The organism is Maribacter sp. UH1 (assembly GCF_056839145.1).
In genome coordinates, this window is record NZ_CM166387.1 from 1910369 (window position 1) to 1927138 (window position 16770).

Consider the following 16770-nt stretch of genomic DNA (forward strand, 5'->3'; position numbering starts at 1 on the left):
ACAACCAATTTCTAAGATTTAAAAAATGACTATAATTTCAGATAAATATAAGACCGTAAAACTAGAGGAAGTAACCGTTTGGTTTAAAGCAGCACCAGTTACTGCGTTTCCAAAAGATGGAGGCGCTTGTGTAAAATATAAAGACTTACAAATTGCTGTATTTAATTTTGAACGACTAAATACATGGTATGCTTGCCAAAACCTTTCTCCTGAAAAACAAGAAATGGTTTTAAGCAGAGGTATGATTGGTGACCATAAGGGTATACCAATGGTAGCCTGTCCGTTACACAAAAAGACATTTTCATTAGAAAATGGCGAAAATTTAAATAGTGATTTGGACCCAATAGCAGTATATCCTATTAAAATAGAAGATGATTTTGTGTATGTTGGCTTTTCTGAATAGTTTTGAGTAAACATACGACTTATGGCCACCACGGATAAATTACTAGTAGCATTTCAACATTTTGATGAAGCCAATAAGCAAGACCCAAATACCGAAGTTTTTGAAGGTACTACCTACCCAAAAGAAGTACTTTATGGTATTAGAATGACAGAAAGATTAAACGAATTTGACCCAGCAGCATCTGAAGCTTTACGGTTAACCGCAAGATGTCAACATATCTGTAGGTGGGAAATACCACGAGAGTCTTATGAAATGAATCGTGAGGGCTACTTAAGATGGCGCCAAGAATTAAAGAAATTTCATGCAAAGAAAGCTGCTTCTATTTTAGAAGATGTAGGCTATGATGACGAAACCATTGATAATGTCAAGTTTCTTCTAGAGAAAAAACAGCTGAAGAAAAACGAAGAAACACAAGCATTGGAAGATGTCATCTGTTTGGTATTCTTAGAGTTTTACTTTGAGCCTTTTGCACATAAACATGAGGAAGACAAAACCATAGATATCCTTCAGAAAACATGGAGAAAAATGTCTATTAAGGGCCAAGAGGCCGCATTAAAATTACCGCTATCTAAATTTTCCTTAGATTTAATTACAAAGGCACTTCAAGCCTAATTACTAGTTACTATTCATTTTTTATGGCCAATAATGAGCAAAATATACCATTGGACACGGCTACGTTTATACGTATTCGAAAATGGTATTTGTTGGCATTGGCAGCCATTGCCCTGACCGTTATTATAGCCCAAGTACTTATTCAATTACACCTAAAGGCACAATCTGGTGATTCTGAACTTATAAATATAGCAGGTAGACAACGTGCCTTTAGCCAAAAATTGACTAAAGAGACCTTACTTTTAAAAGAACTAAATAATCCAGAAGACAAAAAGATGGTGCTCTCTGAAATAGAGAAAACCCTTGCAGTTTGGAAAGTATCTCATGTAGGTCTTCATCTGGGCGATGCCTCTTTTAATCTGCCTTATGAAGATGATCCTAAAGTTCAAGCTTTATTTAAAAAACTTGACCCTCACCACTCGGCAATGGTAAGTGCAGTAGAGCATGTACTTGCAACCCATAAACAAGATATTAACGCATCTGTACAACAAAACGACTTAGATGCTTTGCTCAACAATGAACGTTCTTTTTTGAATCTTATGGATCAGATCGTAAACGAATATGATGCCCGTAGCAATGAACAGCTTCAAAAACTAAAACAAAAAGAATACTGGCTTCTTGCTTTTTCTTTACTAATTCTTCTGCTAGAGATTTTTGTAATCTTCAGACCCTTATCCATCCAAATTAAAAATACTATTGGACACCTTATTGGCAAAGACGAAGAGTCTAAAGGGCAATTAGAAAAGATTCAAAACTTATATGATGAAAAAGAGCGCTCATTAAAAGAATTGCAAGAACTAAATTTCGTAATAGATAACGCCGCGCTATTTGCCAGCATTCGTAAAGACGGTAGTATCGTATTTATAAGTAAAAAGTTTCTTGACCTTTTAGGTCTTGAGACCACACCTGTAAACAAACCTATTTCTGAAATATTGACCACCGAAGAAGGACAGCAATCCTACTTAAAAGAGGTGTTGAAAATCAATAGAAAAAACGTTATCCGTACAGAAGAGTTACAAATAGTGAATGCCAAAGGCACCAATCTTTGGTTAGATATGTCTATTGTACCCATGCACCAGTCTTCTTTAGAGCAAGACATTTTAATTTTATGTTCAGATATAACCGAGCGTAAAGAAAACCAGCTTAAGGTACAGCAATTGACCAAGCTGAATTTTGAGGAGCGCATGCAGCAAAAAAAGGTGCAAGCAAGCCAAATCGTAGAAGGTCAGGAAGAGGAAAGAAAGCGTATTGCCAAAGATATTCATGATGGTATAGGTCAAATGCTAACCGCTTTAAAGTTTAATATTGAATCTATAGATATTGAAGACCAGGCTAAAACCGGAGAAAAAATAGCCTATCTAAAAGGGCTAACATCTGATCTTATAAAAGGGGTCAGAACGGCCACATTTAACTTAACTCCACCAGAATTAAGTGATCACGGCATTTTCCCTGCAATACATAAAATGACTACAGAGCTGTCTAAACTTACAGGAAAAACCGTTCTGTTTAAAAATAAGACCGACGCCAATATTAGGTTTGATTCGCTAGCTGAAACCAATATTTATCGTGTTACCCAAGAAGCGGTTAATAATGCCATAAAATATGCAGAAGCAAATTATATTTTGGTTACCTTAAATTACTCCTATCCAATTTTAAGTGTAGTCATAGATGATGATGGCAAAGGTTTTGATGATTCTATTTTAGGAAAACTACCAAAAAATAATAGTGAAGGAGGTATGGGGCTGTTTTTTATGAAAGAACGTATCGACTATATTAATGGTCGTTTATTTATAAACTCTGAACTTGGAAAAGGTACACGTGTTACCATCAACTATAAAACAGAAGAAAATAAAATTGCAAATGGAACGGAATGAGCTTTACCCCGTATTTTTAAAAGTATCTAACCTTCAGATTTTAATTGTTGGCGGAGGCAATGTTGCCTTAGAAAAATTGACTTTTTTATTAAAGTCAAGTCCTACCGCACTAGTTGAAATGGTTTCCCCAATGTTTAGGGAAGAAACTATTGCATTGGCCAACAAGTTCAATATAAAAATGAATGTGGCAACCTATGATGTTTCTTATTTGAAAGGGAAAAATATTGCCATAGCAACCACAGATAATGTACCGGTAAATGAGCAGGTATATCATGATTGTAGGGAAAGACAAATATTAGTGAACGTGGCCGACAATCCTCCTTTTTGCGATTTCTATATGGGCGGCATTGTTACTAAGGGCAATGTAAAAGTGGCGATTTCCACCAATGGAAAATCACCTACTACCGCCAAAAGATTGCGTCAATTTTTTGAGGATGTTATTCCAGAAAATATAGACGACCTGGTTAAAAACCTCAACGAGTTTAGAAAAACCATCAAAGGAGATTTCGAAGAAAAAGTGGAAACCTTAAATGAGTTTACCAAAGGTTTAGTAAATAAGAAAGAGGAGTGATTTAGTTCTCAAAACTAAGATGGGCAACGTCATGGCTACAGCTATAATGCGCATTGTCTGCTGCATATACTGCTGAATCTGCAGACTCTTGTGCTTCTCGCATAAGCCTTTGCGCTTTGCGCATGTAAAACTGTAAGTTACCCAAGTTGTTTGCCTTTGCGGCATTTTTTACATTCTCAAAAGCTTCGGTAGAAAAATCACGAGAATCAATAGTATGTCTTTCGGCATCAATCGTATAACTCATGGCGTCTTGTAAACCACAAGTTTGTGAATCATATTGAGCTTCTGATGCTAAAATTACAGCTTCATCTGCTGCATTAACTGCCTGACCCATTAACAACATTGCAGCTTTTGTGCTTTTTCTTGCCTTACTAATAGAGGCATCAAAAGAAGCAGTTTCAACAGCGGTACTCAATGAATCTGAGAGCTGACTAAATTGCGACATATAACGTTGTACATCGCTGATTTCACTTTTAAAAACTTCGCATTGTGCTTGTACGGTAGTGGTTGTAAATAAAAATACAACAACTTTTAGGCAGGTTTTAATATTACTCATTCTTGGGGGAAATTTGATTGGTTTAGTTATTAACTGCGATAATTTGAAAATCGTATTATAATTAGGCCAACTGCACAAAATAAAGAAAATTCTTATTAAATACTGTTTGTGGCTACTAAGTTTGTTCAACACAAAGCACAAGTTTTACATACCTTTAAAAACTGAATCTTAGTGTTAAAAAATGACTAAAGAATCCATCCAAAAAATACTGATTGAATTCAACCTTAACGGAAATTCATTAAAATGGTCACCCTTGACTAGCGGACTCATTAATGACACGTATTTGGTTACGGAGGAGGATGGTCAACAGTATATCCTTCAGAAAGTAAACACTCTTATATTTAAAAATGCAGAAATACTAATGGATAACATTAGCTATACCCTCCCATTTTTGAATGCAGATGATTATGCACAAATCACTTTTTTACAAACAAAAAATGGAGAACATTCTTTAAAGAAAAATGATGGTCTATGGAGAATGATGACTTATATACCTAACAGTACCACATATAACACAACTACAGATAATACTATTGCTTTTGAAGCGGGTCGTATTGTGGGTCGTTTTCATAGTTTATTAAAAGACGTGGACCCTTCTATAGTTAAAGATACGTTGCCAAAATTTCACAATCTGAACCATAGAAAACAAGAGTTTAATGAAGCACTTGCAAATGCAGATGCACAGAAAAAACAAATTGCCGAACATGCCATTAATAAAGCTCATCTTTTCTTAACTGAACTTGAAGACCTTAATATTAGCGACTTACCTGTTAGAATTTGTCATAACGATACCAAGTTAAATAACATCCTATTCTCAGAAACCAACAATAAAGCATTGTGCCTTATTGACCTGGACACCATTATGAAAGGCTATTTCTTCTATGATTTTGGTGATGCTATAAGAACTGTAGTTAACAATGCACCTGAAGATGAGCAAAACCATAAACTCATAAACTTTGATGAATCATTATTTAAAGCTTTTCTTGATGGTTTAGCTGTTAATAGTTCATTTTTAAAGACCGAAGATAAAGACAGCTTACCCTTAGGTGTTGTTTTTATGCCATTTATTCATGGTTTACGTGCATTGACCGACTACCTGAACAATAACAAATATTACAAAGTTACTTACGAGAATCAGAATTTAGACCGTTGCTTAAGCCTTTTTGATTTTGCTGAAAAGGCACTCAGTAAGAAAGATTTTACGGCAGCTTGTATTAAAAGTAGCCTAGGTTAGGAATTAGATTTTTTCTTTTGTTTTCTATGCTTATCCCACCAAACATAAATTCCAAAAATTAGTACACTTACTATAGAACCCCATAATAAACCCATTTTTAGGTCTTCTATATTTTTACCGAAGACAGCAATGAAAACTGTTAGTGGTAAAATACCTACTATGGTGGCACCCATAAAACGCCAATAGCCCATACTCAACACGCCACCTACAAAACTAATGGCATCATTGGATAAAAACGGATTTAAACGTGTAACAATTACCGCCCAAAACCCATAATCATCTAAAAAGGACGCTACTTTCTCCTCTGATTTATTACCTATAATTCTTTTTACCATGGCATCACCAAAATAGCTTCCTATAAAATAACCTACTGTAGAAGCGGCAAATAATGACGCTACCCCAAATTGGACCATATGCCAATACCGAAACAACCATTAACAAAAGGCTGGGCACCACCAGTAAAAATAATTGCGCTACCATAGTCAAAACGAGTGCAAAGGGTCCAAACCACCCAAAGTCTGCCACCCATTTTTGTATGCGTTCCTCATCATCACTGGTCAACACGGACCATGCCTCATCTAAAAATTCTTTTACGCTGGGCACCAAAAAATAACATGCCACCAAAACCACCAAAAGACCAATTGAAATATATAATGGCAATTTGCTTTTAGATGTAGTGTTTTTGTTATCTGACATATATTAAAGCAATAATTTTAATCTGGTTATCGTACCGATACCGTCTTTTTTACCTTCACTAGAAATGTATAGATCACCATTGGGACTAAAAGTAATGCCTTCTGGCTGTGGAAAAATTTTCTTGTCAAGGCCATATCCCTTTTTAGCTACTCCATTTTCATCTAAAATCAAAAGTTTAGGCTTGGAACCTTCCAACATATAAATTTCTTTTGTATGTGGATGTATTGCAATATCTGAAGGGCGAAAATTCTTGTATACCTTTTTCTCTCGAAAGTGCTTCAAAACCTCATCATCCATATTTAAATGCATAACTGGTGTATACCCCAATTTATATTCATCTAAAGAGAAAGCATAAATACCCTTTATATTATCCGAATTTATATCACGGTCTTTAGGCATTACCAATAACTGATTTCCCGGCAGATCTAACCACAGGCTTTCCATATTGTTCTTTTCATTGAACTTGGTCTCGTATGTAGTTACCTTTCTGTCATTATTTAAAAAATTAGTAATTACTGTAATGGTTCCATCACTTTCAAGTACATAAGCGTTATTCCCTTCAATTGCCAGACCTTCATAATCACCGGCACCATCAAATTCAATTTCCTCTACTACTTTTTTCTTCTCCAAATCATAGATAAATATGATCCCGTCTTCATCTTGTATTGCGGCTATTTGATTTTCATCCATCCAAGAAATACCGGAAACTTCGCGCAATTCTGCCGGTAGCTCCCATCGGCCAGATATTTCATAAGCTACCTTATCTGCACTATCATACGGTAACCAATCTCTAAAGTTCATAAACAGAAAACTCATCCCTAAAACGATAACCGCTATGGTCCAAAATTTGATTTTTGCCATACTAAATGTCTTATTTGTAGTTGTCATATTTCCATTATTTAAAACAATTTAGATAAAGGTAGCCTTCAAATCTGTAAAGAAATGGGAAGAAATAGTATGACATCTATTTTTATAAAAACCTTAACGACTTGGAGGAAAAATTATCATAAAATTATGCTGTTGGGTAAAAGCATATTTTAGTTGTAGCTGGTATTTATCTGCTATTGCCTTGCTTATAGCAAGTCCTAAACCTGTTGAGCGGCTATCTGTAGAAACTTTCTTGAACCGTGTAAAAAGACTGTTGCCGTCTATGGCTTTTTCTTGACCAAAATTGTTGATGCTTATTTGATCTGTATCTATCGTAATCGTTACTTTTTTTCCTTTATTACCATGTACTATGGCATTTTTAATCAAGTTGGTTATCATGATTACCGCCAGATCAGTATTCATTGTATAGTTTACTGTAGCATTTGAAATTACATTTAAATGAATCTCTCTATGCGTAGCAAAGTCTAAAAAATCTGCCGCAACATTTTCAATAAGTCGGTTAAAATCTACCTGCTCTTCCTCTAAATACTGGCGATTATCAATTTTTGAAAGCAACAATAAAGATTTATTAAGTCGGGTTAATCGGGTAAGGTTATCTAATACACCACCCACTTCTTGAGACTGTAAACCAGATAATTCATTTTTTTCTAATAACAACTCCAATTTGTTAATAGCTATAGCAAGCGGGGTCTGTAATTCATGAGCAGCGTTCTCAATGAATTCTTTTTGTGCTACATAACTATCTCTAGATTTCTCTGTTAACCGTTCTACACTTTGGTTCAACAAATTAAACTCGTCTATAGCGGTCTGTTCAGATTTAATAGGGTCGTCTTTCTCTATCCGAAAGCCCTTTAACCTATCAATTAGGGTATAGAAAGGTTTCCATACTTTTTTCATGACCAGGTTATTAAGCACTACAATACTCAAAATCAATACCAAGTAAAGACCTACCAAGTAGGTAAATAAATTTTCTATTTGATCATCTTCTTCTACCATAGAGGTAATGAGCTTTATCTTGTAGTAATTACCGTCTTGCAAAAAAGTACTTTCAAGCATACGAATAGGTTCGTACTCATCTTCGTTCTGCATGTACATTAATGTGTCTCTATAACTATCTATAAACTTGGCATTTGTGGTAACACGGGTCTTTTTAATCGTATAATTATTGACTCCAAATTCCGCGTCCTGCAATAAACTGGGATTGTCGTTTACCGCTCTAATAATTAATTGCTTTTGGTTTTCCAAACCATCATCTAAACTATCATACACCTCATCTATCATAGCAAAGTAGAAGATTACCGCCCATACAGAAATAAGTACTATGAGCAACAATGCAAAATATTTTGTAGTATGGTTTAACAATTTCATAAATGCTACAATTTATTTGACCTGAAGTTTATAACCTACACCATAAACGGCTTCTATCTCTATACTAGCCATGGCATCTGAAAGTTTTTTACGCAAGTTTTTAATTTGAGAATAGATAAAGTCAAAGCTATCTGCTTGATCAATATGGTCTCCCCAAACATGTTCTGCCAAGGCGGTTTTGGTCACCAAACGTGTTTTGTTAGAAATCATATATAAAAGCACATCGTACTCTTTTCGGTTGAGTGCAATTTCCTTTTTATCGATATAAACATTTCTACTTTCTGGGTCAATGGTAACGTTGCCTATTTCTATGAGTTTATTACCATCAAAAGTTCTACGGCGTACAATTGCCTTTACCCGTGCATGCAATTCTGCCATATGAAAAGGTTTGGGCAAGTAGTCATCTGCCCCTAAGTTAAGACCTTTTATACGGTCATCTAAAGAGTCTTTTGCAGAAACTATAATGACTCCATCATCTTTACCCTGTTCTTTCAATTGTTTTAAAAGTGCTAGACCGTTACCATCTGGCAGTGTAATGTCTAACAGAATACAATCATATTCATACACGCCAATTTTAGTACTGGCGGTTGCAAAATCTGCAGCTGTTTCTACCATATACTGCTCGCGCTCCAATGTATGTCTCATGTTCTCCATCATTTGCGGTTCGTCTTCTATAATTAGAATCTTCATGGTATTATTTATGGTATTGTTGTTTGCTACAACAATATAAAAGAATTCTAGAAAGATATGGGAATAATGGTGCTGTACTAATTACCTGTTAAAATTAATGTGGAAAAAGTAATTCCCAATTTCTTCTAGTTTTGGACCTTTTCTTTGAAGAGAATTTAAAAATTAACTGATAATGAAAAATAGAAATTTAATAACAGGGGCATTTACAGTGCTTGGTGTATTTACAATTTTTGCACAAGATATTAACCCTAATTCTGTACCCGTAAATTTAAGACAGAGTTTTAAGCAGCATTACCCACAGGCAAGTGATGTAGAATGGGAATTGGACGGACAATCTTACAAGGTTGAATTTGACAATAATAGACTGGAACATGAAATTTGGTATGCTACAGATGGAAAAGCAACTAGAGCGGAACACGAAATTACCTCAGCAGATTTACCACAAGCTATTACATCTGTAATTGCCCGTAACTATGCCGGATATAAGGTAGATTCTATTGAAAAAACTACTGTTAACGGGTCTACTACTTATGATGTAGAACTTGAAAAAGGTTGGAATGACGAAAAAGATGTGGTTTTCAACGAAAGTGGAAAAGTACTTAGCGAGATGATTGATTAATGTTTCTTTGATTGGGAGATGTGGGAAAGGCCGGAATTCATTTTTCGGCTTTTTTTATGCTAATTAGCTACCAACCCATCTAGCAACTTACGCACCTTTGTACTGTTCCAATCTGCGGCGCCGGTTTCTTTGATGATGATTTTCCCCGCAGCATCTATTACATAATTGGTAGGGATGCTATTTTCTTGCAACACTTCCGGAGCTTGCATTTGTGGAAAATAAATAGGTAATTCATAACCTCTCTTTTCAATAAACCGCTGCACTTTTTCTGGTTCTTCTTGAGTCAACAATATAAAATTGACCTTGTCTCCATAGTTTTTATACAACTCTTGAATTCCTGGTAATTCTGCAATACAAGGCGGACACCAAGTTGCCCAATAACTGATAAAAGTAACCTTGCCTTTACCTACAGAAATACTCTTGGTATCGCCTTGTAAATTAGTTACTGCATATTGAAATGGTGTAACTTGATCTTGGTCTTCTTCATCTTCAATACTGGGTGACCAAATTGCTACTTTCAGTTTATTGACGGCAACCTGAATTGGCGTTCTTGTCTGTGGAATTATCAACAACAAAATGAACACCACAAAAATGATATCACTGATTTTAAATTTTCGCTTTTTCATGTAATGTGTGAGTCGAAATACTTGGTGATTGATTACGGAAATCTACGTACAAGCTTATATAATAATACTATTTTATCATTTTTTCCTTTCAATTGTGCCCAAAATGATACTATTGTTCAATTTTTTGAACAATCAGGTATTCTTTCTCTCCTTTAAATAACCATTTAAAATCACCCCGAACAAGGCAAGCCAAACTAAGCGATACAGCCAAATATCCATTTCATAACCGAAGAATCGTCCTGTATCTCCCATACCCAAAAAGCTGTATGCGATGGTTATTAAAGCTAATATCATTCCAATAATTGACAGTGTTTTTCTCATAATATTTAATGTTATTTTCTAATTACTTGATAAAAATTGAACACTTATTTTCTAGAGTCCAATTCCTTTTTAAACGCATTCATGTTCTTTACATTCAAAGGAATGATGGTTGATAACGCTAGCGGAACTGCCAATAACGGAGTAAGTCCATCTTGTATTGAAACGTAGATAAAAAAGAGTAAAACTCCGGTTAAAACAATTGCCAGGAGCCAAACCATAGTTTTAGCGGCTGTATACTTTTTAAGTAGTTCTTCGTTACTTAGTTTAGAGAGTGATTCTTGATTCATATTCGTTAAATTAAAATTTTATCACCAGTTTCCTTTCTCATATAAATCTAAGAAAGCTGCTACTGAAACGCCAAGAAAATCCACTAAAAAATGAGAGAAGATGGTCCAACGTAAGCTGTTTGTCTTTTTATAAACCCACGCCCAAACGACACCCATAATTAGGGTAGAGATTACCAATTCAAATCCGCTATTTACGACTGAATTGACTCCGAATGCTGCATGATTAATGGCAAATAGTACTCCCGTAAACAACACAGAAGACCAATTAGACCATGTTTTGGTATAGTCTAAATAGTCCGCGCCAGTAAAACTCTTCAATAAAGGGATTAAATATTGCAAGTAGAATCCAAGGTAACCAAATGGTCCAATGATTTAACAATTGATAGTGCATTAGAAAAAGGGGTAACGGAATCAATCCGACAATTACCGCAAATAATTTCCAACCTAAAACTCCTTTAGCTTTCTTTAACCAATTGGTAATTGATTCTTTTCCTCCGTATTTAACTATAAAGAACAACCAAAGTGCCCAACCTATAAGAATCATGGGTATAAATGCCCATTTTCCCATAAATTCACCAAAGCCAAAAGCAACCGCAAAATTCACGGCAATGATCAAAAAAGGTGATGCAATTACTAGCTCTCTTTTCTGAAATGCCATATGGTTTAGTTTTGGTTACAGTTATGTTGTGTAGTTTTGTTCTTCCATTGAATCCAATATTCCTGTAGTCCTTCAGTGGTCGTTTTTAGCTTACTGATATCTAAAGACTCGCCAGGCATTAAAAGAGAACTTAATTCCTTCTTTCTTCTGGGTAAAGATGGTGTATGATTCCAGCCACCAACATGATCAAAAGACGTATAGGCATCACATTTTGTATCCACCATAACAAATGGAATTTTCAGCTCATAACTCACCATACCAGAACCCATGCCCTTGGTAGACATCTCTATATTCTCAAAATCTACTTTTACGCATGTATCTTTAAAATAGAGTTCCTTTAATTTATCTCCTACTTTAGCCGACATGGTGTTAGAGAACTGATGAGCTACATCTGAACCGTCTATAAATTCTTTGCCATAATAACTGCCAAAACAACCATCATCATTGCATTCAATATCAACTGTAGTTTGTATTTGAGTTTTTACTACTACTTTTTGAGAATAGGCAGCTTGAGACATCCAAGTAGAAATAAGAAATACTTGCATGTACTTTATAACTCTCATTTTTTTGATAATTATAGCGAATGAATCTGCCAAAAGAAAATCTACTCTTCCACTTCTTCCTTGGACTTATTGTATTTGGTGAATTCTACCTTTTTATCTTCCAAGATTTTGTAGAATCTACGGTGACTAATTTTAAGGTCTTTGGTTATTTGAGCTACCTTTTTCTTTTTCTTCTTATAAAGTTTGATCTCTGCCGTTACCGCTTTATTGAAATAATACTTATGTAATGCATCTACTACTTCTAGTTCGGTTTTGTTACTAGAACTCGTTAATAATTCAATTTCAGATTTTATTTGTTGTAAGCCTTTCATGGATCTGGGTTATTTTTCTGGCACTGGGTCAGAGAACCTAGTTTTTAAATGCTCATACTTATCTAAATCATCTAGAGAGTGATTACCATAGTCATTTACGATATCAAATTTCACATTATTGTTTGCTAAAAAAGTAGCTACTCTTTCTAGCTCTTCGGGGGAACCTTTAATTTCAATCTTTGCCATTATTTACAAATGCATTTTATATAGTGCTTGCCTAATTTAATACTATTCTTTGAATTCTGTGCCGATAAATATCCTGATAGGACATTTACCTTTTAAAGTTAATTGAATTTTTAGAATTTTCAATGTTACGCTGCTAATTCAGTAGGTTTTCTTGAACGTAGCTTTAGATGTTTTTACTTGAATGAGGTAATTAGAGACAAAAATCTTTGGGTTGTCTTTAACAATAAAAAAAGCCCAATAATAAATAGTAACACTAATCTATTCTGGGGGAACTTTAGTATACTAATATTAAGGGCAGCATCAATTTAACATTTTATTAGGAAATACAGAAATCAGTTTTTTAAAACCAATAGCATCTTATTGAATAAAAATTACCTAAAAACCAAGAAAGCAGCCTTTTAAGGCTGCTTTCTAATATCTAAAAAATTTTCAATTTCCTTAGTCACGTACATAAGTGAAGGTGGTTAAATATGTTTCACTGTCACTACCATCTGCTGAAGCCGAAGATACGGTTGCTGCTGTTGGGTAATCACCATCATAGGTGTATGACATATTAATGGTATATTCTATTTCACCTTCCTCATTTTTATAAACTACTTGCGACGGATTATTGTTTGGGAACAAAGCTTTTGCTCTTACAATTTCTTCTGCTTGCGGCGCCTCTGCAAAGTTTAATTTAATTTGATCTAATACAGCTATCATACCTGCTGCTTCCGCAGTTTTGTAAAACGGATTTGGCTTGTCATCATAAGAGATTTCCGCTGTGTAATACACTACTTCCTCTTCTCCTGTCATATAATCATAATCGTACTCAATAAATTTAATTACAGATGGGTTACCGTTATCATCATACTCCTCAATTTGTCCGGTTTCAAAAGCATCATAAGGAGATTCGTACAATTCTTCTACATTACCGTTTTCTACATTGCCCGTTACATTACTAAGATCACCATCTTCGTAGGTAAAATTGGTTGTTTCCGTTCCGTCAAAAATTGATGTCAACTGTAAATCATTATTATACGAAAATAAAATATTTGCGTTGTCTTCTGTATCTACTGCAGATGCTACATCAATAGAACTTATTAGCTTAGTTTCTACATTTCCGTTTACTTCTTCAAACTCTTCTGATGTTGATTTTTCACAGCTAAAATTAAATACTGCAATAGAAGAAAGTACTAGTAATTGATTAAATGTTTTCATTGGTGATTTTGGTTTTAATTTATTTGTTAGGTCTTTATTTAACCAACAGATTTTAAAATTATTGCACCAATTATATTACGGTTTTCCGTAATATTCACCTCAAGTCAATAGCCACGGTATTTGTACGATTATTTTTATTTTAAAGTTTTTAAAAAAGAAAAATGCCCATCAAAATTTGATGGGCATTTTATTAGAAAATTTTGCACGACTTGCTCTAAACTAATTTCGACTGTGCCTGTATATGATTAGATTTCTCATCAATAGACTATTCTGCCGCTCCTTCAAAAATGGAGTTGAAAATAAGTTTATAAGTTCCTCTTGGTTGCGCTCTAAACTGCGGTCTAAAAGCAAACAAAACAACAGAACCTTTCCCGTATGTTGCTTTTACCATAGCTGGCTTTTTTGCAATGTACTTTTTCTCGCCCATTGCCCAACCACTCATCAATAAATCTTTGGGTGCATAATTGGCAATGACCTCAACATTTGGTGCCGGCGCATCTTTAATATCTTCTGTACCGCCTTCTCCTTTTTTAGATTGCTTGTCAATTACAAATGCACGACTTTTATTAAAAGATACCGCTACCGTGTCTTGCATTCCAAATGCTAACGGATGCGTTGTATCTATTCCTGTTTTTATTAATGACCCCGGAATAAAGAATTCATTACTATCAGTACCTTCGGTAGCATCTTTCAACGGCAAACCAAATTGTTCTATTACATAGTTACTAGCTTCATCGAAAGCCAATAATGTACCACCATTCTTTACATAATTACTTAAGGCTACAGATCCTTCTAAACCAATACCACCTGTAAACTTCTCTGGCATTTTTAAAGGAGAATTACCATGTAATATAGACTTTGGTCGTTGCGATGGTATGATCAATACATCATACTGCGATAAATCTTTTGTTTGAATATCGGTATCATGAAGCGTATCTGTTTCAAACGAATATTCATCCATAATAAAACGTGTCCACCCTTCATCCATATTAGAGACCCAAGATTTGTACAAGCCCACTTTTGGTGCGTGAACCTTTGTCATTTCTACTTTTGGTTCTGCGGATAATCCTGTTACTTCTAAACCATATTCAGCTGCTAGGCCTTCTACTGAAGCACTACCGCCAGAAACAATATAAGCACCTGCCGGATATGTTGTTTTCCCTGATTTAAATGATGCTTTTGTTTTATAAGCCGTGCCACCAGCATTTAATACTTTGTTGGTTACTATAACCGATGCATTACTGTTAGCGCTTAACAAATACCCGTACGAAGCATTCCCTTTTACTTCTCCTTCATAATAAGGAGCTGAATCCAACACCTTTTCTGTAGCTACCTCAAAAGGTTTTGCAATTTTATCTACCGTTATTCCCATTTGCATAGGTAATGTCCAACCTGCTAAGTCATACGGAGTATCTGGTGGTCCACCTGGATATTGAAAACGTGTTGGGTAATTTTGCTTTTCCATTAGATCCATCAAATACGGTCTAAATGCTTGTGCCGTGTAAATTACATAGGCGCCTTTCTCATATTTCTTACCGTTAAGTTCAAAGCTTTTAGTGGTTTTCTCTATTTCGATTCCACCTTTAAGCAACACATTTACCAAGTTTACAGACTCGAAAGCATCCCATTGATCTTTACCGATTACGTATGCAAACGGACCTTCTTCTTTCGACTTCTCGATTGCCGAAGCTCCCATTTTGTAAATATTATATAGGTAGTTGCTCTTACGATCGGCAGCCAAATCTAACGTTGCCCATGTAGCGGTCAACATATAATCTACCGCATCTCGAAAGTGAGATTCGCCACCTTTCCATGGATCCGGGTACATAATATCCGTACCATCGGTTGGGGTACCACCGGCAACGGTTTTAGGTAATTTCTCTGGATCATAAAATCTTGGTGTTGGAGAAGTATGACCAACTTCTGTTAAGATACCGATCATGTTATGGTAGTAAGGCACGGTACGCCCGCCACCGTTCCAGAACATGGTATAAAAATTATCTGCAATGGCACCTGGCATGTTCTCAAGTGAAAATCTTTTGGTCATTGCCGAACCTACCTCACTAACACCAGCAGTAATTGCTGGGTGAATTCTTGGGTTTACAGGATCTGCATATGGTGGTAACGATATTTTTGTCCAAGATGGAGAAGATTGATGGTGGTTATACACAATCTGTGGATACCACTCATTGTACAATATCTTAGTAACATTATACGTCTCTGGCATGGTATTCATGAACCAATCCCTGTTATTATCATGACCCATGTAGTAGTGATATAAAATTGGAGGTCTTGATGTTTCATAAGCAGTACCTAAGTTCTTCTTGTACCAGTCTACAACAATATCCAAACCATCAGGATTCATTACAGGCATTAAAATGGTGATTACATTTTCCCTGATTTTCTTTATTTCCGTAGTTTCAGAGGTAGCCAAAGTATATGCAAATTCAGAAGTCATTTGCCCATGCGCCAATTCAGTAGAGTGCATTCCTCCATCAATCCATACGATAGCTTTGCCCTCTTCAGACAATTTCATGGCTTCTTCATTAGAAACTTGTACTCTGGCAAGTTTGGTGCTAATGTCTTTCCACTTGTCTAAATCCTTAAGATTGTCTTCACTAGAAATAAATAGAATGTACATTTTTCTACCTAGTACAGTAGTCCCTATTTCTACTTTTTTTACACGCTTAGAAGATGCATCTAATTGAGAAAGGTAGTCTTCAATTTGGCTGTAGTCTGCCAGTTTGTAGTCGGTACCTACCTTAAAACCATAAACATCTTCTGGTGAAGGTACGGTTTGCGCCATCGTCACAGATATGCACGAAATGGCTAGTACAAAGGTCAGCAACGCCGCCTTGTACCAAGAGTTTTTTGTAGTCATTTTTAGAATTAGTTTGTTTGAACTAGTAAATTAAGAAATAGAACAGAGTTGGGTAAATCTATCCAAGAAAGATTGTGTTAAAAGAAATGTTAATTTCTGATTGCGTGATCTGGTGGGTGTATTGTTGAGGAAATGATTTTCTGATTGTTGAAATCTAAGTAATACTTTTTTAAAAGTCGTCTTCACTACTTTCTAGTACCTATTTCTGTGAAGACATGAAACTAAA

The 16770-nt window shown here is 35.3% G+C and carries 22 protein-coding genes; 6 read left to right on the forward strand and 16 right to left on the reverse strand.

Annotated features, from left to right (window positions below; all coding sequences use genetic code 11):
- The first annotated feature begins 25 nt into the window (after window positions 1-25).
- Genes nirD through UH1x_RS08440 form a run of 4 tightly spaced genes read left to right on the forward strand, consistent with a single transcriptional unit; the run spans window position 26 to window position 3460 of the window.
- The gene (gene nirD / locus UH1x_RS08425) at window positions 26-403 is read left to right on the forward strand and encodes a nitrite reductase small subunit NirD (protein ID WP_482626169.1); all 378 of its coding nucleotides are present in this window, start codon (window positions 26-28) and stop codon (window positions 401-403) included.
- Between the two features lie 21 nt (window positions 404-424).
- Window positions 425-1015: a DUF4202 domain-containing protein gene (locus UH1x_RS08430; RefSeq protein WP_482626170.1), complete on the forward strand. Its 591-nt coding sequence runs from the start codon at window positions 425-427 to the stop codon at window positions 1013-1015.
- A 23-nt stretch (window positions 1016-1038) separates the two neighbouring features.
- Window positions 1039-2889, forward strand: coding sequence for an ATP-binding protein (locus UH1x_RS08435; protein WP_482626171.1), 1851 nt, complete (start codon window positions 1039-1041; stop codon window positions 2887-2889).
- Window positions 2876-3460 carry a precorrin-2 dehydrogenase/sirohydrochlorin ferrochelatase family protein gene (locus UH1x_RS08440; protein WP_482626172.1) on the forward strand — a complete coding sequence of 195 codons (585 nt, stop codon included), beginning with the start codon at window positions 2876-2878 and terminating at the stop codon, window positions 3458-3460. The genes UH1x_RS08435 and UH1x_RS08440 overlap by 14 nt, the downstream gene beginning before the upstream one ends.
- A gap of 1 nt (window position 3461) precedes the next feature.
- On the opposite strand, the gene UH1x_RS08445 is transcribed toward UH1x_RS08440, so the two are convergent.
- On the reverse strand, window positions 3462-4016 hold the full coding sequence (locus UH1x_RS08445) for a hypothetical protein (protein WP_482626173.1): 555 nt from the start codon (window positions 4014-4016) through the stop codon (window positions 3462-3464).
- Between the two features lie 181 nt (window positions 4017-4197).
- On the opposite strand from UH1x_RS08445, the gene UH1x_RS08450 reads away from it, so the two are divergent.
- Window positions 4198-5250 carry a phosphotransferase enzyme family protein gene (locus UH1x_RS08450; RefSeq protein WP_482626174.1) on the forward strand — a complete coding sequence of 351 codons (1053 nt, stop codon included), beginning with the start codon at window positions 4198-4200 and terminating at the stop codon, window positions 5248-5250.
- Here UH1x_RS08450 and UH1x_RS08455 read toward each other — a convergent pair.
- The 5 genes from UH1x_RS08455 to UH1x_RS08475 form a co-directional block, all read right to left on the reverse strand.
- Window positions 5247-5663 carry a TVP38/TMEM64 family protein gene (locus UH1x_RS08455; protein WP_482626175.1) on the reverse strand — a complete coding sequence of 139 codons (417 nt, stop codon included), beginning with the start codon at window positions 5661-5663 and terminating at the stop codon, window positions 5247-5249. The genes UH1x_RS08450 and UH1x_RS08455 overlap by 4 nt on opposite strands.
- Complete coding sequence (locus UH1x_RS08460) at window positions 5590-5946, reverse strand: hypothetical protein (protein WP_482626176.1); 357 nt, start codon at window positions 5944-5946, stop codon at window positions 5590-5592. The genes UH1x_RS08455 and UH1x_RS08460 overlap by 74 nt, the downstream gene beginning before the upstream one ends.
- A 3-nt stretch (window positions 5947-5949) precedes the next feature.
- Window positions 5950-6834 carry an SdiA-regulated domain-containing protein gene (locus tag UH1x_RS08465; RefSeq protein WP_482626177.1) on the reverse strand — a complete coding sequence of 295 codons (885 nt, stop codon included), beginning with the start codon at window positions 6832-6834 and terminating at the stop codon, window positions 5950-5952.
- A gap of 93 nt (window positions 6835-6927) precedes the next feature.
- Window positions 6928-8202 (reverse strand): PorY family sensor histidine kinase, encoded by a 1275-nt coding sequence (porY, locus tag UH1x_RS08470; protein ID WP_482626178.1) that lies wholly within the window; start codon window positions 8200-8202, stop codon window positions 6928-6930.
- A 12-nt stretch (window positions 8203-8214) separates the two neighbouring features.
- Window positions 8215-8892 carry a response regulator transcription factor gene (locus tag UH1x_RS08475; RefSeq protein ID WP_036150733.1) on the reverse strand — a complete coding sequence of 226 codons (678 nt, stop codon included), beginning with the start codon at window positions 8890-8892 and terminating at the stop codon, window positions 8215-8217.
- A 172-nt stretch (window positions 8893-9064) separates the two neighbouring features.
- On the opposite strand from UH1x_RS08475, the gene UH1x_RS08480 reads away from it, so the two are divergent.
- Window positions 9065-9511, forward strand: coding sequence for a PepSY-like domain-containing protein (locus UH1x_RS08480; protein WP_482626179.1), 447 nt, complete (start codon window positions 9065-9067; stop codon window positions 9509-9511).
- Between the two features lie 59 nt (window positions 9512-9570).
- Here UH1x_RS08480 and UH1x_RS08485 read toward each other — a convergent pair whose 3' ends face one another.
- The 10 genes from UH1x_RS08485 to UH1x_RS08530 form a co-directional block, all read right to left on the reverse strand.
- Complete coding sequence (locus UH1x_RS08485) at window positions 9571-10137, reverse strand: TlpA family protein disulfide reductase (RefSeq protein WP_482626180.1); 567 nt, start codon at window positions 10135-10137, stop codon at window positions 9571-9573.
- Window positions 10138-10269: 132 nt separating this feature from the next.
- A complete protein-coding gene (locus UH1x_RS08490) occupies window positions 10270-10458 on the reverse strand; it encodes a hypothetical protein (RefSeq protein WP_482626181.1) in 189 nt (62 codons plus the stop codon).
- Between the two features lie 44 nt (window positions 10459-10502).
- Entirely contained in the window at window positions 10503-10745 is a 243-nt protein-coding gene (locus UH1x_RS08495) for a hypothetical protein (protein ID WP_482626182.1), read from the reverse strand.
- Window positions 10746-10766: 21 nt separating this feature from the next.
- Complete coding sequence (locus tag UH1x_RS08500) at window positions 10767-11063, reverse strand: CPBP family intramembrane glutamic endopeptidase (protein ID WP_482626183.1); 297 nt, start codon at window positions 11061-11063, stop codon at window positions 10767-10769.
- A complete protein-coding gene (locus UH1x_RS08505) occupies window positions 11011-11403 on the reverse strand; it encodes a hypothetical protein (protein ID WP_482626184.1) in 393 nt (130 codons plus the stop codon). Before UH1x_RS08505 ends, UH1x_RS08500 begins: the two co-directional genes overlap by 53 nt.
- A 5-nt stretch (window positions 11404-11408) precedes the next feature.
- The gene (locus UH1x_RS08510; protein ID WP_482626185.1) at window positions 11409-11966 is read right to left on the reverse strand and encodes a hypothetical protein; all 558 of its coding nucleotides are present in this window, start codon (window positions 11964-11966) and stop codon (window positions 11409-11411) included.
- 41 nt (window positions 11967-12007) lie between these two features.
- A complete protein-coding gene (locus UH1x_RS08515; protein WP_482626186.1) occupies window positions 12008-12277 on the reverse strand; it encodes a hypothetical protein in 270 nt (89 codons plus the stop codon).
- Between the two features lie 9 nt (window positions 12278-12286).
- Window positions 12287-12463: a hypothetical protein gene (locus tag UH1x_RS08520; protein ID WP_299318171.1), complete on the reverse strand. Its 177-nt coding sequence runs from the start codon at window positions 12461-12463 to the stop codon at window positions 12287-12289.
- Window positions 12464-12901: 438 nt separating this feature from the next.
- Window positions 12902-13663 (reverse strand): hypothetical protein, encoded by a 762-nt coding sequence (locus tag UH1x_RS08525; RefSeq protein ID WP_482626187.1) that lies wholly within the window; start codon window positions 13661-13663, stop codon window positions 12902-12904.
- Window positions 13664-13928: 265 nt separating this feature from the next.
- The gene (locus tag UH1x_RS08530; protein WP_482626188.1) at window positions 13929-16544 is read right to left on the reverse strand and encodes a M14 family metallopeptidase; all 2616 of its coding nucleotides are present in this window, start codon (window positions 16542-16544) and stop codon (window positions 13929-13931) included.
- Window positions 16545-16770 lie beyond the last annotated feature (226 nt).